The organism is Leifsonia sp. Y878 (assembly GCF_057669685.1).
This window is the reverse complement of the sequence record NZ_JBYHFS010000002.1, coordinates 868,722-892,199: the sequence shown is the minus strand read 5'-3', so window position 1 is coordinate 892,199 and position 23,478 is coordinate 868,722. Positions and strand designations below refer to the sequence as shown.

The window sequence follows — 23,478 nt, the reverse complement described above, 5'->3', positions numbered from 1 at the left end:
ATCCGCCTACGGTTACCTATTCGTAACACGCCCGCCACACGCCAACACCACAACGCACAAACGCCTGCCAGCGCACGAATGTGCTGGCAGGCGTTGAGGTGGCGCAGATTAGCTGCGCTGTGCGAAAGCACTTTCGTACAGGCAAACGGATGCTGCCGTCGCCAGGTTCATCGACTCTGCGTGACCGTAGATGGGCACAGAGACCGACTTGTCGGTGAGCAGCAAGTCGTCGTCCGTCAGGCCGCGAGCCTCGTTGCCGAACAGCCATGCGGTGGGACGAGCGAGAACACCCTCGTTGCGGGCGACCAGCAGGTCGTCACCCTTGATGTCGGCGGCCAGAATCTGGAGGCCGGCGGCGCGGGCGCGGTCACGCACGTCTGACAGGGTCGCACCCACCGCGACGGGAAGGTGGAAGATCGACCCGGTCGATGAACGGACGACCTTGGGGTTGTACAGGTCGACGCTGCGACCGGTGAGGATGACGGCATCCGCTCCGGCAGCGTCAGCCGCACGGATGATGGTGCCGGCGTTACCCGGGTCGCGCACCTCTTCGAGGATGGCGATGAGCTTCGGTTCGTTGTTGAAGATGTCCTTCACGGAAACCGGGAACTGGCGGCACACGGCCACGAAGCCCTGGGGGGTGACCGTGTCGGCCATGGACTCGAGGACGGCTTCGGTGACGAATTCGATCTCGATGTCGGCATCCGTCGCGGCCTGGGCGATATCGGTGTAGCGCTCAAGCGCTGTGGGCGTCGCGAACAGTTCGACGACAAGTTCGGGGCGGAACGTCAGTGCCTCTGCGACGGCCTGCGGGCCCTCAAGGAGGAACAGTCCGGTCTCAAGGCGAGCGGCGCGCTTTTCGAGTTTGGCGACAGCGCGGACGCGGGGGGAACGGGGGTTATCAAGCATGGTTCCCAGCTTACGTGTCGCGCGCCGGGCTGTGCGGCAGGCCCGCCGCGGATCCCAGGGGCCTGGCGCGTGGTCTCGTGGCGGGTTAAACACAGAACGGGAGCAGACGACGAATCGTCTGCTCCCGTTCTGGCAAGTGCGTGCGAACCTACGCGGCGACCTTCGGTGCCGAGGTGTCGGCCGGAAGGGCCTTCTTCGCGGACTCAACGAGTGCCGCGAAGGTGGCGGGCTCGTTGACGGCCAGCTCAGCCAGCATGCGACGGTCAACCTTGATGTCTGCAAGGCCAAGGCCCTGGATCAGACGGTTGTAGGTGAGGCCGTTGGCGCGTGATGCAGCGTTGATGCGCTGGATCCACAGGCGACGGAAGTCACCCTTGCGGGCGCGGCGGTCACGGTAGCTGTAGACCAGCGAGTGTGTGACCTGCTCCTTGGCCTTGCGGTACAGACGTGAACGCTGTCCGCGGTAACCCGAGGCGCGCTCAAGAATGACGCGACGCTTCTTGTGGGCGTTGACGGCCCTCTTTACTCTTGCCATTTTTCTAGTTCCTTACGAGATACGGGGGTCTTAGTGACCGAGAAGCTTCTTGGCGGTCTTGGTGTCGGCCTTTGACAGAACCTGGTCCTGGTTCAGGCGGGCCTTGCGGCCTGGGGACTTGACCTCCAGGTTGTGACGCATTCCGGCCTGCTGCTTCATGATCTTTCCGCTGCCGGTGACCTTGAAGCGCTTCTTGGCCCCGGAGTGGGTCTTCTGCTTAGGCATTCTTTTCCTCCTGTTTCGCTGCTTTATCAGCAGCACGATGTGCGAGGGCCTCGCCCTTGACCTCTGACTTGTTCTTCAGAGGACCAATGACCATGACCATGTTTCGACCGTCGATGGTGGGGGTCGATTCCACAGAACCGAACTCCGCCACATCCTCGGCAAATTTTTGGAGCAGACGTACGCCCTGGTCTGGACGGGACTGCTCACGACCACGGAACAAAATCATGGCCTTGACCTTGTCGCCGGCCTTCAAGAAGCCTTCGGCGCGCTTGCGCTTCGTCTCGTAGTCGTGCTTGTCAATCTTGAGGCGGAAACGAACCTCTTTCAGGATCGTGTTCGCCTGGTTGCGCCTGGCTTCCTTGGCCTTCTGCGCAGCCTCGTACTTGAACTTGCCGTAGTCCATGATCTTGGCAACCGGCGGCTTGGACGTAGGCGCAACTTCGACGAGGTCGAGGTCAGCTTCCTGTGCCATGCGCAGGGCAACATCAATCGCCACGACCCCGATCTGCTCACCGGCGGGGCCGACGAGACGAACTTCTGGGACGCGGATACGGTCATTTGTTCGGGGATCGCTGATGCGTGTCTCCTCTTACTCAAACTTCGTGGTTATAAACACAGGTAACGGATGTCGCCTGGAGACGAAGGAGGAGAAAACGTGCACGTTGTTCGCGAAATTCTTCGCGCTTTCTACACACGACACCCTAACTACCACTGCGTTGCTGAAGTTCAGCGCCACAACGGCGGAGTGCAATCAACCCGGTAACCTATATGAAGCGGTCAAGCGCGGGTGGGAGTTTCTCCACTTTCGTACCGAGACTTTCATCTCGGGCCCGGACGAGTCTAGCAGAGGAATGGCAGTGAGTAACAGTACGACGCCCAACACAGCAGAAAATCAGGCCGAACAGGCCACCCGCGACATCGCAGACGTCGCCGCCGTGGAGATTATCACCACCACTGCCGTGCACCTCATGAGCGCAGCAGCCGTCAAGTGCGGCCTGGCTGACAACCCCGATGAGCAGACCGATCTCGACGAGGCGCGGAAGCTCATCACCGCCCTGGCCGGCCTGGTGACGGCATCCGCTCCCGATATCTCAGACATGCACGCTCGCAGCCTGCGCGATGGTCTGCGTTCGCTGCAGCTCGCGTTCCGTGAGGCGTCGTCGATCCCAGACCCGATCGGCAAGGGTCCTGGCGAGAAGTACACCGGGCCGGTCAACTAGCCGCACGATTCATTGATGAGCAGGTCACCGAGGTGGCCTGCTCATTCTTGTATCTGCCGTCCGCTGTCACGCCGCCGTCATGTTTGACAGTGCGGGCACCAGTAGGTGATCCGCAATTCCAGGTCGGTGCGGCCGAGCTCCCCGCGAAGGATGCGGGTACCGCAGCGTCGGCATGGCTGGCCGTCGCGGGAGAACACCCAGCTGGCCGCTCCCGTCCTGGTGTCGCCGGTCGTCGTGCGCCGGTCACGGTCACGGTTGGCCTCGATCAGGCGTTTGGCCAGGGCGATCATCGCCGGCAGGTCGGTCACCTCACCGACTGGTCTGGTGGGGAGGACGCCGCGCAGGAAGCACAGTTCGTTGACGTATTCGTTGCCGAGGCCGGCGAGATTGCGCTGGTCGGCGAGCGCGACGGCTATCGGGCGCTCCGGATGTTGCTGCAGTCGACGCAGCGCCTCGTCGGCGTCCCAGTCGTCGCCGAGCAGGTCAGGGCCCAGATAGTCGAGCGCCTGCGCCTCGTCGGCGAGTGGGAGCACCTCCAGGATGCCGAGGTCGAAGCCCACCGCCACCCAGTCATCCGTTTCAAGAACGGCCCGCGCCTGCCAGGCCGGTCTTCTCCAGCGGCTGCCGGGCCGGTACAGGTGCCAGGAGCCCTCCATTTTCAAGTGCGAGTGGATGCTGGTCTCCCCCACCCTGATCAGCAGATGCTTGCCGCGGCTCGCGACCTCGTGCACGGTCTCGCCGGCCAGGTTCACCGTTGCGAATTTCGGCACGCGGAAGTCGCTGCGCGTCAGCACGGCACCACGGAGAGCAGCGTCGAGGCTTCTGGCCGTGCGGAAGACGGTGTCGCCCTCAGGCATGCGAGTTCCCCACCCCTTAGCTCCTCATCTTCAACCCGCGTGGGATCGCAGCGAAACCAACGGCCTGTAGTGCGTGGCCGAGCTGTGTGCCGAGGATGAACTGGCCGTTCACCGTTTCAACCCCGAGCTGCGCCACTCCCCTGCGGGCGACCAGCCCGGCCACGGCCGCCGCGGCTGCGGACACGACCTGGTCGTCGTCGCTGAACGCCAGGATCGACTTGCCTCCGCGCTCGATGTAGAGCACCAGCTCGCCATCGACGATGACGACGAGCGCGCCGGCCTTGCGCCCTGGGCGGTGACTGGTGCCCTCAGGAAGCCGCGGCCAGGCCAATGCCGCACCGAACGGATTCGCCGGGTCCGTCGCCGCGATGACCACCGCGTCGAACCGCCCTGCCTCCCGCCTGCGCTCCTGCTCAGACGGGGTGGGTACCGACGCACGCAGCCGGTCGATGGCCCCGCCGGTGGCGAACTGGGCGGCACCGAGTCCGTCGACGAAGTAGCCACGGCGGGCGCGCCCGAGTTCTTCGAAGCCGGAGAGCGTGCGATAGACGAGCGCGAACCCGCCCGTGATTCCCTCGTTCATCACGGCGCCGCGGGTGACCACTCCGTAGCGTTCGAGGAGCGTCTCCCCCAGCGCATGGGCCCTGACCGTTGGCGATTGCTCGGCCAGCGGCACGATCGACCAGCGCCCGGCGACGGTCGGCGGCCCGGTTCTGCTTGGCATCGTCGGCCTCGGCATCGCTCGTCCCCTGTGCAGCCGGGAGCGTGGCGTCGACCTGGCCTGGCGGTGAGCGGTGTGCCCCCCAGCGATGAGCGCACGGATGGGCGCGAAGGTGTCGTTGTTCACCAGGCCGGCCCACACGAGATCCCAGAGCGCCGTGACGAGTTCGGTGTCGTCCTGGCTGCCAACCGCATCGGCGAGCTGGCGGAAGAAGAAGGCTCCTCCGCCGCCAAGCGTGGCCAGTATCTCGCGCTGCAGGGGCGTGGTCTCGCCGTCCGGCAGCAACGGCAAGCTGAGCGGGGCGGTCTCGGCCAGGTGCAGGCTCACCCAGCCGTCATTGCCCGCGAGGGTGCCTGCCCCTGCCCACAGCACCTCGCCGGTGGCGGTCAGTTCGTCGAGCATCGTGGGCGAATAGTCGGACACGCGCGACGGCAACACCAGGGATTCCCACGCTGAGGCCGGGATGCGCACGCCCTCGAGTTGCTCAATGACGGATGCCACGCCGTCGATTCCTGTCAGCTTGCCTCCCACATGTTGCCAGGCAGGCAGGAAGCGTGCGATGGCCACCTGGTCGACGGGTTCCACCTCGTGCCGGAGCGCGGCCAACGAGCGGCGGCGGAGCCTCCGCAACACCTCGCTGTCGCACCACTCCGCGCCGCTCCCTGTCGGCCGGAACTCGCCCTCGATGACCCGGCGTGCTCCCGCGAGTCGGTGCAGCGCCACATCGGCCACCGCCGCGCCCAGACCGAATCGTAGGGCGACCTCTGTGCTGGTGAACGGCCCATGGGTGCGCGCGTACCGGCTGACGAGGTCGCCGAGCGGATCGGGCACCGGTTCGGTGAAGGCTTCTGGCACACCGAGCGGCAGCGGCACTCCCAGTGCGTCCCGCAGCCGGCTGGCGTCTTCGATCGCGGCCCACCAGTCGCTGCCGGCGAACCGCACTTGGATCGCCCGTTTCGTGGCGAGGAGGTGGTGCAGGTGGTCGTCGGCCTCCGCGGGGCTCTCCAGCCGCTCTGCAACCTCCACGCTCGTCAGCGGCCCGAGGCCGCGCAGCAGATCGATGGCTCCTTCGAGCCCGCGCGCCTTGCGATCGGGAGCGAGCCGCTGGAGTTCCAGCTCCGTCTCGTCCGTCACCGCGGGGTCGAGCAGCTCCCGCAGCTCAACCCTGCCCAGCAGTTCGGCCAGCAGCGTCGAATCGATCGACAGCGCCGTCGCCCGGCGTTCGGCCAGCGGGGAGTCCCCCTCGTACATGAACGCGGCCACGTAGCCAAACAGCAGGGTGCTCGCGAAGGGGCTGGCGACATCCGTCGTGGTTTCGACGATGCGCACGGAACGCGCGGCGATCTGCCGCGCAAGCTCGGTGAGCGCCGGCAGGTCGTAGACGTCTTGCAGGCACTCCCGCACGGTCTCCAGGATGATGGGGAACGTCGGGAACTCGCGGGCGATATCCAGCAGCTGCGATGCCTTCTGCCGCTGTTGCCAGAGCGGCGAACGGCGGCCGGGGTTGTACCGGGGCAACAGCAGGGCACGCGCAGCACACTCCCTGAACCGGGAGGCGAACAGCGCGGAGCCGCCCACCTCATCGGTCACGAGCTGTTCCAATTCATCGGGGTCGAAGACGAAGAGCTCTGCGCCCGGCGGCTCGTTCTCGGTGTCTGGAATGCGCACCACAATGCCGTCGTCGCTGGCCATGCAGCTGCCGTCGATGCCGAAGCGCTCGCGCACCCGCGCCCCGATAGCCAGTGCCCACGGCGCATGCACCTGCATGCCGAACGGCGAGTGCAGCACGACTCGCCAGTCGCCCAGTTCGTCCCTGAAGCGTTCGACGACGAGTGTGCGGTCGGTGGGCAGGTGCCCGGTGGCCACGCGCTGCTCCTCGAGGAAGGCGAGCAGGTTGTTGACCGCGCGTTCGTCGAGCCCTCCTGCTGCGCATCGCGCCTGTGCGTCTGTGGGGGTAGCGGATGCCAACTCCCGCACATACTCGCCGATCGCCCTTCCGAGCTCAACAGGGCGGCCCAGCCCGTCGCCCTTCCAGAATGGCAATCGGCCCGGCTGCCCGAAGGCGGGGACGACGTGCACCCGGTCGTGCGTGATCTCCTGGATGCGCCAGCTCGTCGTGCCGAGCGCGAAGACATCGCCGACCCGCGATTCGTAGACCATCTCCTCGTCGAGCTCGCCGACCCTGCGGCCCTGGCTGGTCGCTGAATCCGTCGCACCGACCATGAATACGCCGAACAGGCCGCGGTCGGGGATCGTGCCCCCGCTGGTGACAGCGAGTCGTTGCGCGCCTGGCCGACCGGTCAGCGTGCCGGTGTCGCGATCCCAGATGATGCGGGGGCGCAACTCGGCGAACTGGTCGGACGGATACCGTCCCGCGAGCAGGTCGAGGGTGGCCTCATAGGCGGAGCGCGGCAGCGTCTGGAACGGCGCGCTGCGCCGCAGCGTCACGAACCATTCCTCGGCGTCGATCGGTTCGAGCGCGCAGGCTGCCACCGTTTGCTGCGCGAGGATGTCGAGTGGGTTGGCTGGGACGGCAATGGACTCGATCATGCCGGCCGTCATCCGCTCGGCTGCGACAGCGGAATGTATGAGGTCTGCCCTGTGCTTCGGATAGATGATGCCGCGGGAGATCTCCCCCACCTGGTGACCGGCTCGCCCCACCCGCTGCAGGCCGCTGGCCACGGAGGGCGGCGATTCCACCTGCACGACCAGGTCGACGGCGCCCATGTCGATGCCGAGCTCCAGGCTGGAGGTGGCCACCACGCAGCGCAGCTGGCCGGATTTCAGGTCGTCTTCAATCTGGGCCCGCTGCTCCTTGCTCACCGAACCGTGGTGGGCGCGAGCAAGCAGTGGGTCAGCGCCGGACGTCTGCCCGGCAGCCCCCATCAGTTCGGCAGGTGGCCGTGAGTTTTCGGCTGGAACACCGACGGCAACCAGCTCGTGCCGTTCGGCGTAGATTTCGTTGAACCGGGCAGTCAGCCGCTCGGCGAGCCGCCGGGAGTTCGCGAACACGATCGCCGACGAATGCGTCAGGATCTGGTCGACGATTGCCTCTTCAACGTGCGGCCAGATGGAGCCGGCCTGCGGAGCGGATGCCGCGGCGCTGCCCTCCCGCTCGGCCGGCGGTGCGATCTGGCTCATGTCGTCGACCGGCACGACGACGGAGAGGTCAAAGCGCTTCCCGCTGGGCGGAGCGACAATCTCCACCGGCGCACTTGCGGAGAGGAAGCGGGCGACCTCGCTGGGCGGGCGCACGGTGGCAGAGAGACCGATCCGCTGCGCCGGCCGCTCGAGCATGGCGTCGAGGCGTTCCAGAGACACCGCCAGGTGCGCGCCGCGCTTCGTTGCGGCGACGGCGTGGATCTCGTCGATGATCACGGTGTCGACGGTGCGCAGGGTCTCACGCGCCGCCGACGTCAGCATGAGGAAGAGCGACTCAGGGGTCGTGATCAGGATGTCTGGCGGGCTCTTGACCAGCCGCCGCCGCTCGGCACTCGGCGTATCGCCTGAGCGGAGGCCGACGGTGACGAGCGGGGGTTCGTCGCCCAGACGGCGTGCGGCCTGTCCGATCCCGATCAGCGGTGCCCGCAGGTTACGTTCGACATCGACGCCCAGCGCCTTGAGCGGAGAGATGTACAGCACCCGGGTGCCAGGCGTTGCCGGCGTAGGCGCGAGCTGAGCAGAGCCGGCCTGAGCGGAGCCGGCCGCAGAGGCGTCGCTACTCTGCTGTGCCGCGCTGGCCCGCGCGGCGAGCCGGTCGATCGCCCAGAGGAATGCCGCGAGGGTCTTCCCTGAGCCGGTGGGGGCAACGACCAGGGCGTGCGATCCGCGGGAAATAGCATCCCAGGCACCGAGCTGCACGTCGGTGGGAGCGGCGAACGCCTCGCCGAACCATGCCAGGGTCGCAGGCGAGAATCGGCCGGTGATCGGGTCCATGACACCATCCTGAACGACTCCTCTGACATTCCCTAAGGATTAGACCGAGGAGATCAGCTGCACCTTCAGGGAGTCAACGCCGGTCGCAACGGCGTCGTCGGCAGCCCAGCGGCTGGCCAGTCGCGCGAGCACGGTATCCAGCTCCACCTGCGTGAGCCCCTGCACCAGTTCGAGTCGCACGATCAGTTCAGGGCCGGCAAGCCGGGCATCCGGGTCGCCGGCAACGAGTTCGACCCCCAGGACCGCGAGCTCAGAGGCGACCGATTCCCGGAACGCGTTCGACACAGCGATGCTGGCATAGCTCGGTGTCCAGGGTTTGGACTGGGCGATCGCCCAGAGTGCCGGCCGCCGGATCACGAACTCGGTCTCCGTTGTCGGGTCGAGCACGACGACGTCGGTGTTTTCCTGCGCAGCGGCCAACGCGACCGTCACCCCGTTGGAGGGCACCGGTCTGGCAGCTGGGTCCCATGCCTGCATGGCGGCAGCGGAGGAGAAGACCGGAAGCACATTGCGCCCGTCTGGCCCCGCGACCGTGATGATTGAGAGCTCCTGGGTCTTGTCGATCATGTGGCCATGCTCGCCGACGCCCGCTTCGCCCAGTTCGGCGATCAGCGGGATCAGCAGGCGAGACTCACGGATCGCGTCGATGACACTCTCTTCGCCGGCCTCGCGGGAGCGAAACGCCAGGATGGCTGACACCAGCTGCGCCGGTGCACTGCCGTCGTCGTCGGCGTGCGTATTCGGCGTGAATTCGCGGCCGGCCCACGGCTGGCCGGCCGAATCGGCCGGACCGGCCGGACCGGCCGACCCGTCTGGGCCGCCGGGGGCTCCCGTCGAGCCGAGATTACGAGCCGGAGACATCCAGCGCCTGGCCAAGCGTGAATGCGCCGGCGTAGAGAGCCTTGCCGACGATGGCGCCCTCGAGTCCCTGCGGAACCAGTTCGCGCAGTGCCACGAGGTCGTCAAGGCTGGAGATGCCACCAGATGCGATGACCGGGCGGTGCGTGCGGTCCATCACCTGGCGCAGCAGGTCGATGTTCGGGCCCTGCAGGGTGCCGTCCTTGGTGACGTCTGTGACGACGTAGCGCGCGCATCCGGCTTCTTCGAGGCGGTCCATGACCTGCCAGATGTCGCCGCCGTCCTTGGTCCAGCCGCGTGCCGCGAGGGTGGTGCCGCGCACGTCGAGCCCGACGGCGACCGCCTCACCGTACTGGGCGATGACGCTGGCAGCCCATTCGGGGTTCTCGAGCGCTGCCGTGCCGAGGTTGATGCGCTTGACGCCCGTGCTGAACGCCGCTTCGAGGGAGGCGTCGTCACGGATACCGCCGGACAGCTCCACGTTCACGCCGCGAACCTGCTTGATGACCTTCTTCAGGACAGACGTGTTGTTTCCGCGACCGAACGCTGCATCCAGGTCGACCAGGTGAATCCACTCGGCGCCCTGGGCTGCCCAGTCGGCTGCCGCGTCAACGGGATCGCCGTAGCTGGTCTCTGTGCCTGCTTCGCCCTGCGTCAGGCGCACTGCCTTGCCGCCGGCTACGTCAACGGCCGGGAGCAGAACGAGACGCGGGGTTTTGTTGAACTCACTCATTGGATTTCCTTGATTGTGGGGTGCCGCTGGCGCGACCAGACGAACTCTCGATACTACCGTTTGAGCGATCCGAGCCAGTTCGTGAGCAAGCGGATGCCGGCTTCGCCCGACTTCTCCGGGTGGAACTGCGTGGCGGTGAGCGGTCCATTTTCGACGGCAGCCAGGAAGGGCCCGCCGTGGTCTGCCCAGGTCAACTGCGGAATCGGGAACGGAGGCATGACCTCGAGCGACCATTCCTGCGCGGCGTAGGAGTGCACGAAGTAGAACCGCTCGTCGGCGATTCCACGGAAAAGAACGGAATCGGCATCCGGCGTGACGGTGTTCCAGCCCATGTGCGGCAGAACGGGCGCCTTCAGCTCTGTGACGGTACCCGGCCATTCGCCGAGGCCGTCAGAATTGACGCCGCGCTCGACGCCGTGCTCGAAGAGGATCTGCATACCAACGCAGATGCCGAGCACCGGGCGTCCGCCCGACAGTCGGCGGTCAATGATCTCGTCGCCGCCGACCGCCTTCAGAGCGTCAACGACGGCGCTGAAGGCACCGACGCCGGGAACCAGCAGCCCATCCGCTTCGAGGGCGAGCTTCCGGTTCGACGTCAGCGTGACATCGGCGCCGGCCAATTCCAGAGCCTTCACCGCGGAGTGGACATTGCCCGTTCCGTAGTCAAAGACGACAACGTTGGTCATAATGCACCCTTGGTGGACGGGACACCGACGACAAGCGGGTCGAGGGCCTTCGCCTGGCGGAATGCGCGCGCGAACGCCTTGAACTCCGCCTCGGCGATGTGGTGGGGGTCGCGGCCGCCCTGCACGGTGACGTGCACGGTCAGGCCGGCGTTGTAGGTAATGGCCTCGAAGACGTGGCGCACCATCGACCCGGTGAAGTGCCCACCGATGAGGTGGAATTCGAACCCGGCAGGCTCGCCGGTGTGCACGAGGTATGGACGGCCGGAGATGTCGACGACGGCCTGCACGAGCGCCTCATCGAGGGGAACCAGTGCGTCGCCGTAGCGGGAGATGCCTGCCTTGTCCCCGAGGGCCTGCTTGATGGCCTGGCCGAGCACGATGCCGATGTCTTCCACGGTGTGGTGCACGTCGATGTCGGTGTCGCCATCCGCTGTCACGGTGAGGTCGGTCAGCGAGTGCTTCGCGAAGGCGGTCAGCAGGTGGTCGTAGAACGGCACAGACGTGTGAATGTCACTGACACCCGTTCCGTCGAGGTCGATCGAGAGAACGATGCTGGACTCGCTCGTCTTCCGCTGCAGGGTAGCGGTGCGGTGCGAGGCGACAGGAAGTGAGCTCATGTCGCTAGTTTATTGGGCTTCGGGCGCGTCGACACGCGCGATTGCGTCTAGGAAGGCAGATGTCTCCGCCTCGGTCCCCGCCGTCACCCGCAGGTGGTTCGGGATTCCCACGTCACGAATCAGGATGCCTTCATCCAACAGCGCGAGGAACGTCGCGTGCGGGTCCTTCACACCGCCGAACAGCACGAAGTTGCTCCAGCTGCGGTGCGGCGCATACCCGAGCTTCTCCAGCTCAACGACCAGGCGGTCGCGCTGTCCCCTGATCTCGTCGACCATGGCGAGCATCTCGCCGGAGTGGGCGAGCGCGGCATTCGCGGCGGCCTGCGTGAGCGCGGACAGGTGGTACGGCAGGCGCACCAGGCGGAGCGCATCGGCGACGGCCGGATCGGCGGCCAGATAGCCGACGCGAGCACCGGCAAATGCGAACGCCTTGCTCATCGTGCGAGACACCAACAGGCGCTCCCGGCCCGGCAACAGTGTCAACGCACTGGCCGCACCGACCGGCGCGAACTCTGCATAGGCCTCATCAACCACGACGATGCCGGTGGTGGCGTTGTAGACCGCTTCGATGGTGTCGAGAGAAAGGGGGGTACCCGTCGGGTTGTTCGGCGAGCACAGGAACACCAGATCGGGATTCGTGCGCTGCACCCAGTCGGCAGCAGTCTCAGGAGAGAGCTCGAAATCGGCATCGCGGTCGCCGGCTACCCAGCGGGTGCCGGTGCCCGACGCGAGAATCGAGTACATCGAATAGGTGGGAGCGAAGCCGAGCACCGTTCGCCCAGGCCCGCCGAACGCCTGCAGCACCTGCTGGAGAACCTCGTTGGAGCCGTTCGCCGCCCAGATGTTGTCGCGGGTGAGGCCGTGACCGAGGTAGCGAGCCAGACCGTCCCGCAGTTCGGTGAACTCGCGGTCTGGGTAACGATTGACCGTCAGGATCGCACGGGCCAGTGACGCGACGATGTCATGCGCGACAGCCTCTGGGATGGGGTGCGTGTTCTCGTTGACGTTGAGGGCAACGGGGACGCTCTTCTGCGGAGCGCCGTATGGGGTCTGACCACGGAGGTCATCGCGAAGGGGAAGGTCATCGAGGCTGGTCACTCGCCCAACTTTACCGTTGGGAGGTGAGAGCACCTCTCAGCTAAGCGTGGCGGCGCACCAGGCGATGCCGCCCGGCGAAACGTCGCGCCTAGAAGGACGCAGGCAGAGCCAGCCGCTGGCCGGGCTGCACGTCTTCACTCGCCAGTTGGTTGAGGTTGACGATGTCGGCAATGACGTCACGCGGGTCGGCGGCGGGTGCCAGTGATTCGGCAACTTCCCAGAGGGTCTCCCCCGCGGAGATCGTGATGTAGGCGAAGTCGGCCGCACCGGAGGCCGTGCCGGCCCCTGAGGCCTCTGCAACGCCACCGCTCAGGGCAAGGAAGAATGCCGCCGCAACAAGAGGAGCGGCTGCGAGCGTCGTGAAGACGACGCGACCCCGCCGCGTCAGACGCAGGCGAGTTGTCGCCACGACGGGACGTGGGGTTGTGGCTGGTGTGATTGGTGTTGCTGTGGGTACCCCGCCAAAGGGCGAGACGGTGGAACGTGTTCCGATGCACACTACTGCGTTCATGTCGAACCTCCAGGTAAGGACGTACCCGGCTCTCGGCCGGGAGAGCCAGGTACGAATCTATGTTCCGAATATATATTCGATTATTCGAACAATCAAGCATGTGTGCGGTTGTTACCAAAAAGAAATGTGCGACACACTCGAACAAACGTTTGCCGAATAGGGGTGTGCCAGATACAGTTTCGATTGTTCGGTTGTACTCAACCAGACACCACCGACATTCAAGCGGACGTGCCATTCGCACAGCGCACCACAGGCATGAGAGGCGAGGACAGTGACGCAAGACACCAGCAGTTCACGCAACAAGAACGACAAGGTTGGCGCGAGCGGCACCAGGCGACGGAAGAGCCTGAGCGAGAAGCAGCTGGCTATCCTCGACTTCATCCAGCGCTCAGTGAGCCAGCGCGGCTACCCGCCGAGCATGCGCGAGATCGGCGATGCCGTCGGACTCGCGTCGCTGTCGAGCGTGACGCACCAGCTCAACCAGCTGGAGCTCAGTGGATACCTCCGCCGTGACCCGAACCGTCCCCGCGCCCTCGAGATTCTGATCGAGATCCCGCAGGCGCCGGAAGATGCGACCATCGCCGAGCAGGAGGGCTTCCCCAGCGCCCAGATCGGTGACGCCGCAATGGTGCCGCTCGTCGGCCGCATTGCTGCCGGCATCCCCATCACGGCCGACCAGCAGATCGACGAGATCTTCCCGCTCCCCCGCCAGCTGGTGGGCAAGGGTGACTTGTTCATGCTCAAGGTCGTCGGCGAATCAATGATCGACGCCGCCATCTGCGACGGCGACTGGGTTGTCGTGCGCCAGCAGAAGACGGCAGAGAATGGCGAGATCGTCGCCGCCATGCTCGACAATGAGGCAACGGTCAAGGTCTTCAGGCAGCGCGACGGCCACACCTGGCTACTCCCCCGCAACAGCAACTTCGAGCCCATCGTCGGTGACTTCGCCGAGATCCTCGGCAAGGTCGTCGCGGTACTCCGCTCCGTCTAATCCCGCTGCTGCCTAATACCGCTGCTTCTGGAGGCCCGCCAGGGCCGTCTCGAAACCAGCACCGGCGAGGTCTCGAGACACCCGCTGACGCTCGCTCCTCGACCAACGACACATGGTCCCGGCTGGAATTCCAGCCGGGACCATTTCCATGTGTGGCCGCGCCACCGCCGCGATTACGCGGAGACAGCGACCTCTGACGCGGCGCGCACGGCGCGCGTCGCCTCCAGGATGTTGCGGAGCGAGTCGACCGTCTCGTCGTAGCCGCGGGTCTTCAGGCCGCAGTCAGGGTTGATCCAGACCTGTCGGCCGGGGATCGACTCCAGCGCCCGATTGATCAACTCAGTGACCTCTGTCACGCTCGGCACGCGAGGCGAGTGGATGTCGTACACGCCAGGCCCAATGCCGTGGTCGAATCCGCTGCTCTGGATGTCGCTGACGACCTCCATGCGCGACCGGGCGGCCTCGATGCTGGTGACATCGGCATCCAGGTTGCGGATGGCATCGATGACGACCCCGAACTCCGAGTAACAGAGGTGGGTGTGGATCTGCGTGACGGCAGCCACACCGGCGGTCGCCAGCTTGAAGGAGCCCACAGACCAGTCAAGGTAGTCGGCCTGGTTCTTCTTCTTGAGCGGGAGCAGCTCGCGCAGGGCAGGCTCATCCACCTGCACAATCTTGATGCCGGCGGCCTCGAGATCACCGATCTCGTCGCGGAGGGCCAACGCCACTTGTCGGGCCGTCTCGCCGAGGGGCTGGTCGTCGCGCACGAACGACCACGCCAGGATGGTCACCGGTCCGGTGAGCATTCCCTTGACGGGCTTCTCGGTGAGCGACTGCGTGTAGACCGACCAGTCGACGGTGATCGGCTTCGGGCGCGACACGTCGCCCCAGAGGATCGACGGGCGCGTGCAGCGGCTGCCGTACGACTGCACCCAACCGTTCTGGGTGACAGCGAAACCGTCGAGGTTCTCAGCGAAGTACTGCACCATGTCGTTGCGCTCCGGCTCACCGTGCACGAGAACATCGAGGCCGATTTCTTCCTGCAGCTCGACGACCCTGGCGATCTCTGCACGCATGAGGGCGGTGTATTCCTCGAGGGTCAGCTCGTCCTTGTTCAACTGGGCCCTGGCGCGCCGAATCTCTCCGGTCTGCGGGAACGACCCGATCGTGGTGGTCGGCAGGAACGGCAGCTCGAGAGCCGCGTCCTGTGCTGTGACCCTCGCGGCGTAGTCGCCGCGGTTGAAGTCCGCGTCTGTCAGGCCGGCTGCGCGGGTGCGCACGGCACCGTCACGCACGCCAGGGGCGGCAAGGCGGGCGGCCAGGGCAGCGGATGCCGCATCCAACTCAGCCTGAATCGCCGCCGTGCCGTCGGCGAGGCCCCGCGCCAGGGTGGCCACCTGCGCCACCTTCTGGTCGGCGAAGGCCAGCCAGCTGCTGAGGTCGTCGCCGAGCTCTGACTCGTCTTCAACGTCGTGCGGCACGTGCAGCAGCGACGTCGAGGTGGACACGGCGACGCGCGGGCTGAGCTCGGCAACAGCGGCCACCGTGTTGAAAGCGGCGGCGAGGTCGCCCCGCCAGATGTTGTGACCGTCGATCACACCGGCGACAAGTACCTTGTCGGCCAGGCCTGCCACGGCTTCCGGCACCTGCCCGCGAACGAGGTCGAGGCCGATCGCCTCGATGGGGGCCGCTGCGAGCACGGGGAGGGCGTCGTCGAGGCTGCCATACGGCGCGGCCACGAAGATCGCGGGGCGCTGTTCCAGTCGTCCGAGCACCGAGTAGGCGAACTGGGCGGCCCCGTACACCTCACTGCGGGGAACCTCGATGCTCTCGCTGACGAGAGCCGGCTCGTCGAGCTGCACCCACTGTGCACCGGCATCCGCCAGACGGGCGAGCAGCGCGGCGTAGACCGGGATCAGGTCGTCGAGTCGCGAGAGCGGCACGAAGCCCTTTGGGGCCTCATCGCTGGGCTTGCTGAGGGCCAGCAGCGTGACCGGGCCGACGATGACGGGCCTGGTCAGGTAACCGGCGGCGGCTGCCTCCTCGAATTCACGCACGATCCGATCGCTCGCGAGGGTGAAGTTGGTCTCAGGGCCAATCTCCGGCACCAGGTAGTGATAGTTCGAGTCGAACCATTTGGTCATTTCGAGCGGCAGGTTGTCGCCCTCACCTCGTGCCAGCGTGAAGTAACCGGCGAGGTCGATGCGGCCGTCTGCGTCGACCAACCCAGCGAAGCGGGCGGGGACGGCGCCCACTGTCACTGCGGCATCCAGCACCTGGTCGTAGTACGAGAATGACTCGGGGATCGAGGAGTCATCCCGGCCGAGACCCAGTGCAACGAGGCGGGCGCGCGTGGCCTCGCGGAGGTCAGCCGCGGTCTGCTCGAGGGTGGCCTCGTCGATGCGACCGGCCCAGAAGGCTTCAACAGCCTTCTTCAGCTCGCGGCGGCGGCCGATGCGCGGGTATCCGAGGATGGTGCCTGTCGGGAATGCGGGAGTGGTTGTCATGCTGGTTCCTTGACTGTTGAGGCAGATACTGCGGTGGTGGGCTGTCGGTCAGATGGCTGGTAGTTGGTGGGGAGGGCCCCGGCCCGTTCGAGCACCGAGAGCACCGTGCGGTGCTGGTTGAACGCGTACAGGTGCAAGCCGGGGGCGCCGCCGGCCACGAGCTCCTGCGCAAGGGCGGCGGCGTGCTGGACGCCGATCTCTCGTTTGCCCTCGTCGGTCGGCTCGATCTCCAGCTGGATGGAGAGCTCAGAGGGCAGCTCCTCGCCGGAGAGCTGCAGGATGCGCGTGAGCCTGGCCGGGCTGGTCACCGGCATGATGCCGGGCAGGATGGGGAATTCAACGCCAGCTTCCCTAGCCCGCTGGATGAAGCTCAGGTAGTGATCGGCGTGGAAGAACAACTGCGTGATGGCCAGGTTCGCTCCCGCCGCTTGCTTGGCAAGGAGCGTGTCGATGTCCTGCGAGGTGGAGCGGGAGCGCGGGTGACCGTTGGGGAACGCGGCGACGGCGACACGCACCTTGTCGCGCTCCGACTTCACCGCCCTGGCGCCAGGGAGCCCTGGGATGACGCTCTCGCTGTATGGCACCCGCTCTGCCTGTACACGGTGGATGAGCTGCACGAGCTCCCCTGCGCTCTTCAGATCGCCAAGGAAGGGCTCTCCGTCGACGGTGCCCTCAGGGGCGTCGCCGCGGAGGGCCAGGAAGCTGCGGACGCCGGCATCCAGAAATTCGCGAATGAGCTGGCTGGCCTCTGCGTGCGACGAGCCGACGCAGGTGAGGTGGGCCATCGGTTCGACGCCGGTGGCATGCAGGATGTAACTCAGGACTTCGAGAGACGCGGTGCGGGACGAACCGTTGGCGCCGTACGTCACGGAGATGAAGTCTGGCCTGGCCGCCGCCAGCCTGTCGATCGTCTCAGTGAGAGCGGTCGCTGCGGCATCCGTTCGCGGCGGGTAGAGCTCGAACGACACCGGAACGCGGCGAGGACAGTCAGGGTCCGTCGTCGTAGTCATAAAACCTCATTCGGCATAAGCGCTGCCGCGGCCGGGCAGCCGCGGTCCACCAGCGAAATGCTGGTGAATTGTCGCGGGCGGGTGCCGGGCTCGGCTGTCGCTCCATGCCGATCGGATTGGTCCGGTCGGCAACGATTGGAGCGACTCTAACAACACCGAAGTCGAATGAAAAAGGGTGTGACAGATTGTTTCGCGCGGAGTACCGCGGGGCTGAATCTGGACGTGCGGGCGCGCCGAAGCAGCCCCGCGGGTCAGACGCAGCTACGCGGTAGCTGCAGCACCAGCGAAGCTGCGGGCGACCCGCGCAGCGCAGTCACGCCGTGGGAAGCCGGGCGTGATGGAGCACGGTTAGGCCGTGATGGCCTCTACGCGCGCAAACGGCGCGAACTGTGGCTGGATCTCCGGGGTGACCATCGCCCGCACCTGGGTGCCGGCCTCCGCGTACTCGGTGGAGAGCACCTTGCCCTGGTCGTGCAGGAGGGCGATGAGGTCGCCGCGCTCGTACGGGATGAGGAGGTCGAGTTCGATGCCGGGTCTCGGCAACAGCGTCGCGATGGCTTCGAGCAGTTCCTCGACGCCCTCTCCGGTGCGTGCAGAGACGAAGATGGCCTTCGGCTCCAGCCCGCGCAGTACGAGGCGGTCGTCCTCGCTCACGAGGTCGCTCTTGTTGAACACGACGAGTTCGGGGATGTCCCTGGCGCCGACTTCGCCGATGACGTCGCGCACCGTGGTGAGCTGGCTGGCCGGGTCTGGGTGCGACCCGTCGACAACGTGCACGATGACGTCGGAGTCGGCGACCTCTTCGAGAGTGGAGCGGAACGCCTCCACCAACTGGTGAGGCAGGTTGCGAACGAAGCCCACCGTGTCCGTGAAGGTGTACTGGCGGCCGTCGGCCGTCACTGACTTCCGCACCGTGGCATCCAGCGTCGCGAAGAGCGAGTTCTCGACCAGCAGGCCGGCCTTCGTGATGCGGTTCAGCAGGCTGGACTTGCCGGCGTTCGTGTACCCGACGATGGCAACGGATGGCACGGAGTTGCGCTTGCGGTTCGCCCGCTTGGCCTCGCGTGCCGGCTTCATCTCGACCATCTGCTTGCGAAGCTTCGACATCCGGGTGTGAATGCGGCGGCGGTCGAGTTCGATCTTCGTCTCACCGGGTCCACGGGACCCCATGCCTGCACCGGCGCCACCCACCTGGCCACCGGCCTGGCGGGACATCGAGTCACCCCATCCGCGCAAGCGCGGAAGCAGGTATTCCAGCTGCGCCAGCTCAACCTGGGCTTTACCCTCGCGACTCTTGGCGTGCTGGCTGAAAATGTCGAGGATGACAGCAGTGCGGTCGATGACCTTCACCTTGACGAGGTCCTCAAGGGCACGTCGCTGGCTCGGGGCCAGCTCGGTGTCGGCAATCACGGTGTCGGCGCCGAGCGCCTGGACGAGTCCTGCAAGCTCCTGCACCTTGCCCTTACCGAGGTAGGTGCTGGGGTCGGGAGTCGCCCTGCGCTGCAGCAGCCCATCGAGCACGGTGGCACCGGCTGTCTCGGCCAGTGCGGCAAGCTCGCGCATCGAGTTCTCGGCGTCTGCCGTCGTGCCGTGGGTGTACAGGCCGATCAGGATGACGTTCTCCAGGCGCAGCTGGCGGTACTCGACCTCGGTGACGTCTTCGAGTTCGGTGGAGAGACCAGCGACGCGGCGGAGCGCATTGCGGTCCTGGCGGTCGAACTGGTCACCGTCGCGCTCTGCGTCGGTCGAGGCACTCGCGTCGGTCTGCAAAGCTTGCGCTGAGCCCCCGAAAACGGCATATCCGGATGAGCGGCTCTCGGCGTTTGCCAGCACACGTGCGACGACATCGTCTTCGTGGGGCGTCTGTGGTTCAGTCATTGCTTTAACCCTAGTTCCTCTAATTCCGGTAAGTTCCCTCTATGGCACCCGAGCACTATTTCTCTTCGGCGCCCGACAGCGAACTTAAACTGCGACAGATTTCCGTGCAGCTGGCCGGCCAAAAACACACTGTGACGACCGCGAATGCGGTGTTCAGTCCCGAGCATGTCGATACCGGCACGGAGGTGTTGCTGAACAATACCCCGCCTCCACCGCCCGGCGGCGATTTCCTCGACCTGGGCTGTGGGTGGGGACCCATCAGCTTGCACCTGGCCCTGCTTTCTCCGCACGCAACGATCTGGGCCGTTGACGTCAACGAGCGCGCCCTCGATCTGGTGCGCCGCAATGCAGAGCGTCTCGGCCTCACCAACATCAACGCCGTGCTCGCCGCGGATGTTCCCGACGACATCCGTTTCCGCACGATCCTGTCGAATCCGCCGATTCGCGTTGGAAAGGCCGTCTTGCACGACCTCATGACGACCTGGCTGCCACGGCTTGCCCCTGAGTCGGATGCCTGGCTCGTTGTGCAGCGCAACCTGGGTTCTGACTCGCTCCAGCGTTGGCTGGACGGCGAACTGTCTGACGACTTCACCACCACGAGGGAAACCACCAGCAAGGGCTTCCGCGTGCTGCGGGTGCACCGCAGGGGTCTCCCGGACGAACCGGACCTGGGCTAACGACTTAGCCGAGGTTCAGCACCCCGTCGAAGACGAGTTCTGCCGGACCGGACAACGAGACGTGCTCGCCGTCTTCGGTGGGGAACATCCGCACGCCAAGCACGCCGCCTGGCACCTGGACGCGCCACTGGTGAGGTGCTGAGGCACCCGCCCAGTGTCGGGTCGCCAGTGCCGCTGCCACGGCGCCTGTGCCGCAGGAGAGCGTTTCTCCGCTGCCGCGCTCGTGCACGCGCATGCGGATGTGGCCGACGCCGTCGACGACGAGCGGATCGCCTGGCACCACGAACTCGACGTTCGCGCCGGCGGGCAATTCTGGTTCCAGCTGCGGGATGAAGGTGAGGTCGACAGAGTCGAGCTCGTCGTCATCGGCCACGGCAACGACGACGTGCGGGTTGCCAACGTTGATGCCGAGTCCTGGGCGGGCGACGGGCAGGTTCTTGGCGCGCACCAGCGGTTCGCCGTCCGCGAAGCTCCAGCGACCGAGGTCTGCCTGGAAGCCGGTGCGGTTCACCTGAACGTCGCGCACACCGGCCCGGGTGCCGATGGCGATGGTGTCGCCTGGGGCCAGCTCGATGAGGCCGTTGTCGGTGAGGAAGCGGGTGAAGACACGGATGCCGTTGCCGCACATCTCTGAGACGGTGCCGTCAGCGTTCCAGTAGTCCATGAACCACACGGCCGCGTCGTCTTCAGCAAGGGAGGCTGCGCCCTCCGGCAGGTTCGCCGATTTGACGGCACGGATCACTCCATCGGCGCCAACGCCGAATCGGCGATCGCAGACGGCCCTGATCTGTTCGGGTGTGAGTGCCATCTCACCGTCTGGGTCGGAGAAGAGAACGAAGTCGTTGCCGGTGCCCTGGCCCTTGGTGAAGTGCAGCTCAATACCCATCAGGCCAGTGTAGTTTGCACCGCCCCAAGGGCCTGGCCCACCCGATCCTCTGACTGGTAGTCGATCCACGTCGTGTGCGCGTAGCGCTTGAACCAGCTGACCTGGCGACGCGCGAACCGCCGCGTCAGCTGTTGGGTCTGCTCGATGGCTTTCGCCTCTGTCAGCTCTCCGCGGATCTGACCGAGCGCCTGGGCATAGCCGATAGCGCGGCTCGCCGTCACGCCGTGTTCAATACCGGCGGGGATGAGCGAGCGCACTTCCTCGACGAGGCCGGCGGCCCACATACCGTCGACCCGGGCATCGAGCCTCATCGTGAGTTCTTCGCGCGGCGCGCGCAGCCCGATGAGCGTCGTCGGCAGCCAGTAGACGGGTTCGTCCGGCAGTGCTGCAGCGTGCGGCAATCCGGTCATGGTGACGACTTCGAGGGCGCGCACGAGACGTCGGCCGTTGCTCGGGCCGATCCGCTCTGCGGCACCCGGATCGACGGCTTTCAAGCGCGCGTAGATGGCGCCTGGGCCGTGCGCTGTCAGTTCGCCCTCGAGTTCTGCACGGAGCTCAGGGTCGGTTCCGGGGAACTGGAAGTCAAAGACCACGGCGGAGATGTAGAGTCCAGATCCGCCGACGAGGATCGGCACGGCCCCGCGAGAGCGGATGCCGTCGATGGCGTGCCTGGCGTCCCGCTGGAAATTTGCCACCGTCGCTTCGGCCGTCACAGGGAGCACATCGAGCATGTGGTGGGGTATCCCCCGCCGCTCCTCGACGGACAGCTTTGCCGTGCCGATGTCCATGCCGCGATACAACTGCATCGCGTCGGCATTGACAATCTCGGCCGGTTGGCCGGAGCGTGCCAGTCGTTCGGCGATCTCGAGGGACAGTTCAGACTTGCCGGTGCCGGTCGAGCCGACAACCGTAATCAGCTCTGAGTGACTCACCGGTGTCAGCGCTGCCCGTCGGAGGGATCGTAGATGGGGATCGTGGTCGATCCGCCGCGGAGCCGCAGTGACGGGAGGCCGAGGGACACGGGGCCGGCGCCGCTGGAGGAGCTTCCTGCCGGCGTTGGAACACCGCAGGAGTCAGCCTGGGCACGATCCCACGCGTCGCCGGCGATGGTGCGCCGAATGCGCAGTGGAGCGCCGTCGCCGGAGTCGGCGATGAGGTGGAAGGGGGCGGCCTCCGTGACGGTCACGGTGACCATGTCGCCGGGTCGCGGAATCTCTGAGCCTGCCGGAACGTCGAAGTGCACGAGCCGGCTGTCGGCGGCACGCCCGCTCAACCGGTGCGTGTCTGAGTCCTTGCGGCCCTCGCCGTTCGCGACCAGCAGTTCGACCTCGCGGCCGATGACAGCCTGGTTCTCTTCCCAGGAGATGCGTTCCTGCAGCGCCATGAGTCGCTCGTAGCGCTCCTGCACGACGGCCTTCGGAATCTGGTCTGGCAGGGTCGCTGCTGGCGTGCCAGGGCGAATGGAGTACTGGAAGGTGAACGCGGTGGCGAAGCGAGCTTCTTCCACAACGCGCAGGGTCTCCTGGAAGTCTTCCTCTGTCTCACCGGGGAAGCCGACGATGATGTCGGTGCTGATCGCGGCATGCGGCATCTGTGCGCGTACCCGCTCAAGGATGCCGAGGAACTTCGCCGACCGGTATGAGCGGCGCATGGCCTTGAGGATGCGATCCGAACCGGATTGCAACGGCATGTGCAGCTGTGGCATCACGGCAGGAGTCTCTGCCATGGCGTCGATGACGTCGTCAGTGAATGCCGCAGGGTGCGGGCTGGTGAAGCGGATGCGCTCCAGTCCCGCGATCTGGCCGGCTGCGCGCAGCAGCTTGCCGAATGCAAGACGGTCACCGAACTCGACCCCGTATGAGTTGACGTTCTGGCCGAGGAGCGTGACTTCGACGGCGCCATCGTCGACAAGGGCCTGGATCTCGGCGAGGATTTCGCCCGGACGGCGATCCTTTTCCTTGCCCCTGAGGGACGGAACGATGCAGAACGTGCAGGTGTTGTTGCAGCCCACCGAGATGGAGACCCAGCCGCTGTAGCTGGAGTCTCGTTTCGTGGGAAGAGTGGAGGGGAAGGTTTCCAGGGACTCGAGGATCTCGAGCTGTGCCTCGCCGTTGTGTCTGGCGCGTTCGAGCAGGCTCGGCAGCGCACCCATGTTGTGCGTGCCGAACACGACATCGACCCAGGGGGCCTTCTTCAGGATGGTGTTCTTGTCCTTTTGGGCGAGGCAACCGCCGACGGCAATCTGCATGCCGTCATGCCGACGCTTCACCGAGGCAAGATGACCCAGGTTGCCGTACAGCTTGTTGTCGGCGTTCTCTCGCACTGCGCAGGTGTTGATGACGACAACGTCGGCCTCTGCGCCGTTGGCGGGAACGTAGCCGGCCGCTTCGAGCGACCCGCTCAACCGCTCTGAGTCGTGGACATTCATCTGGCACCCGAAGGTGCGAACCTCGTACGTGCGCACGTGCCCGGCCGCGTCCACGGCCGCATCAGAGGGCTCGATCACTGTTGGGGCTTCCAGGATGTCGTGGCTCGTGCTGGTCATACTGCTCATAATCCGTCTAGCTTACGTTCTGCCCGGCAGGAGTTACCGCCGCGGCAACGGAAAGCGCCGGGACGGGGA

General features: G+C 66.0%; 21 protein-coding genes. 3 read left to right on the top strand and 18 right to left on the bottom strand.

All coding sequences use genetic code 11. The annotated features are described in order from the left end of the window. Positions 1-108: 108 nt before the first annotated feature. From AC25Y4_RS10325 to infC, 4 genes are all read right to left on the bottom strand, one after another. Positions 109-909: a TrmH family RNA methyltransferase gene (locus AC25Y4_RS10325; RefSeq protein ID WP_488120301.1), complete on the bottom strand. Its 801-nt coding sequence runs from the start codon at positions 907-909 to the stop codon at positions 109-111. Positions 910-1,057: 148 nt separating this feature from the next. Beyond that, on the bottom strand, positions 1,058-1,444 hold the full coding sequence (rplT, locus tag AC25Y4_RS10320; RefSeq protein ID WP_345069103.1) for a 50S ribosomal protein L20: 387 nt from the start codon (positions 1,442-1,444) through the stop codon (positions 1,058-1,060). Positions 1,445-1,474: 30 nt separating this feature from the next. Further along, positions 1,475-1,669 (bottom strand): 50S ribosomal protein L35, encoded by a 195-nt coding sequence (rpmI, locus tag AC25Y4_RS10315; protein ID WP_488120300.1) that lies wholly within the window; start codon positions 1,667-1,669, stop codon positions 1,475-1,477. Then, complete coding sequence (infC, locus tag AC25Y4_RS10310; RefSeq protein ID WP_179580416.1) at positions 1,662-2,246, bottom strand: translation initiation factor IF-3; 585 nt, start codon at positions 2,244-2,246, stop codon at positions 1,662-1,664. Before infC ends, rpmI begins: the two co-directional genes overlap by 8 nt. A gap of 274 nt (positions 2,247-2,520) precedes the next feature. Between infC and AC25Y4_RS10305 the strand changes: the two genes are divergently transcribed. After that, positions 2,521-2,889 (top strand): DUF1844 domain-containing protein, encoded by a 369-nt coding sequence (locus tag AC25Y4_RS10305; RefSeq protein WP_488120299.1) that lies wholly within the window; start codon positions 2,521-2,523, stop codon positions 2,887-2,889. Positions 2,890-2,966: 77 nt separating this feature from the next. Here AC25Y4_RS10305 and AC25Y4_RS10300 read toward each other — a convergent pair whose 3' ends face one another. From AC25Y4_RS10300 to AC25Y4_RS10265, 8 genes are all read right to left on the bottom strand, one after another. Continuing rightward, on the bottom strand, positions 2,967-3,746 hold the full coding sequence (locus AC25Y4_RS10300; protein WP_488120298.1) for a DNA-formamidopyrimidine glycosylase family protein: 780 nt from the start codon (positions 3,744-3,746) through the stop codon (positions 2,967-2,969). A gap of 16 nt (positions 3,747-3,762) precedes the next feature. Beyond that, on the bottom strand, positions 3,763-8,403 hold the full coding sequence (locus AC25Y4_RS10295; RefSeq protein WP_488120297.1) for an ATP-dependent helicase: 4,641 nt from the start codon (positions 8,401-8,403) through the stop codon (positions 3,763-3,765). A gap of 39 nt (positions 8,404-8,442) precedes the next feature. Then, the gene (locus AC25Y4_RS10290; protein ID WP_488120296.1) at positions 8,443-9,264 is read right to left on the bottom strand and encodes an SseB family protein; all 822 of its coding nucleotides are present in this window, start codon (positions 9,262-9,264) and stop codon (positions 8,443-8,445) included. After that, positions 9,248-9,994 (bottom strand): bifunctional 1-(5-phosphoribosyl)-5-((5-phosphoribosylamino)methylideneamino)imidazole-4-carboxamide isomerase/phosphoribosylanthranilate isomerase PriA, encoded by a 747-nt coding sequence (gene priA / locus AC25Y4_RS10285; RefSeq protein WP_488120295.1) that lies wholly within the window; start codon positions 9,992-9,994, stop codon positions 9,248-9,250. The genes AC25Y4_RS10290 and priA overlap by 17 nt, the downstream gene beginning before the upstream one ends. Before the next feature lie 53 nt (positions 9,995-10,047). Then, positions 10,048-10,680 carry an imidazole glycerol phosphate synthase subunit HisH gene (hisH, locus tag AC25Y4_RS10280; protein WP_488120294.1) on the bottom strand — a complete coding sequence of 211 codons (633 nt, stop codon included), beginning with the start codon at positions 10,678-10,680 and terminating at the stop codon, positions 10,048-10,050. After that, positions 10,677-11,297, bottom strand: coding sequence for an imidazoleglycerol-phosphate dehydratase HisB (gene hisB, locus AC25Y4_RS10275; protein ID WP_488120293.1), 621 nt, complete (start codon positions 11,295-11,297; stop codon positions 10,677-10,679). Before hisB ends, hisH begins: the two co-directional genes overlap by 4 nt. Positions 11,298-11,306: 9 nt before the next feature. After that, positions 11,307-12,395: a histidinol-phosphate transaminase gene (locus AC25Y4_RS10270; protein WP_488120292.1), complete on the bottom strand. Its 1,089-nt coding sequence runs from the start codon at positions 12,393-12,395 to the stop codon at positions 11,307-11,309. A gap of 88 nt (positions 12,396-12,483) precedes the next feature. After that, positions 12,484-12,804, bottom strand: coding sequence for a LysM peptidoglycan-binding domain-containing protein (locus AC25Y4_RS10265; protein WP_488120291.1), 321 nt, complete (start codon positions 12,802-12,804; stop codon positions 12,484-12,486). A 373-nt stretch (positions 12,805-13,177) separates the two neighbouring features. Between AC25Y4_RS10265 and lexA the strand changes: the two genes are divergently transcribed. Further along, positions 13,178-13,897 (top strand): transcriptional repressor LexA, encoded by a 720-nt coding sequence (lexA, locus tag AC25Y4_RS10260; protein WP_488120290.1) that lies wholly within the window; start codon positions 13,178-13,180, stop codon positions 13,895-13,897. Positions 13,898-14,070: 173 nt separating this feature from the next. Here the strand turns inward: lexA and metE are convergent, their stop codons facing one another. From metE to hflX, 3 genes are all read right to left on the bottom strand, one after another. Beyond that, positions 14,071-16,404 (bottom strand): 5-methyltetrahydropteroyltriglutamate--homocysteine S-methyltransferase, encoded by a 2,334-nt coding sequence (gene metE, locus AC25Y4_RS10255; RefSeq protein ID WP_488120289.1) that lies wholly within the window; start codon positions 16,402-16,404, stop codon positions 14,071-14,073. Continuing rightward, positions 16,401-17,414 carry a methylenetetrahydrofolate reductase gene (locus tag AC25Y4_RS10250; RefSeq protein WP_488120288.1) on the bottom strand — a complete coding sequence of 338 codons (1,014 nt, stop codon included), beginning with the start codon at positions 17,412-17,414 and terminating at the stop codon, positions 16,401-16,403. Before AC25Y4_RS10250 ends, metE begins: the two co-directional genes overlap by 4 nt. Positions 17,415-17,762: 348 nt before the next feature. After that, positions 17,763-19,292 carry a GTPase HflX gene (gene hflX, locus AC25Y4_RS10245; RefSeq protein WP_488120287.1) on the bottom strand — a complete coding sequence of 510 codons (1,530 nt, stop codon included), beginning with the start codon at positions 19,290-19,292 and terminating at the stop codon, positions 17,763-17,765. Between the two features lie 41 nt (positions 19,293-19,333). Between hflX and AC25Y4_RS10240 the strand changes: the two genes are divergently transcribed. Further along, positions 19,334-19,969 carry a class I SAM-dependent methyltransferase gene (locus AC25Y4_RS10240; protein ID WP_488120286.1) on the top strand — a complete coding sequence of 212 codons (636 nt, stop codon included), beginning with the start codon at positions 19,334-19,336 and terminating at the stop codon, positions 19,967-19,969. Positions 19,970-19,973: 4 nt separating this feature from the next. Here AC25Y4_RS10240 and dapF read toward each other — a convergent pair whose 3' ends face one another. Genes dapF through miaB form a run of 3 tightly spaced genes read right to left on the bottom strand, consistent with a single transcriptional unit; the run spans position 19,974 to position 23,409 of the window. Continuing rightward, a complete protein-coding gene (gene dapF, locus AC25Y4_RS10235) occupies positions 19,974-20,855 on the bottom strand; it encodes a diaminopimelate epimerase (protein WP_488120285.1) in 882 nt (293 codons plus the stop codon). Next, positions 20,855-21,787 (bottom strand): tRNA (adenosine(37)-N6)-dimethylallyltransferase MiaA, encoded by a 933-nt coding sequence (gene miaA, locus AC25Y4_RS10230; protein WP_488120284.1) that lies wholly within the window; start codon positions 21,785-21,787, stop codon positions 20,855-20,857. Before miaA ends, dapF begins: the two co-directional genes overlap by 1 nt. A 5-nt stretch (positions 21,788-21,792) precedes the next feature. Continuing rightward, complete coding sequence (gene miaB / locus AC25Y4_RS10225) at positions 21,793-23,409, bottom strand: tRNA (N6-isopentenyl adenosine(37)-C2)-methylthiotransferase MiaB (RefSeq protein WP_488120283.1); 1,617 nt, start codon at positions 23,407-23,409, stop codon at positions 21,793-21,795. Positions 23,410-23,478: the final 69 nt, after the last annotated feature.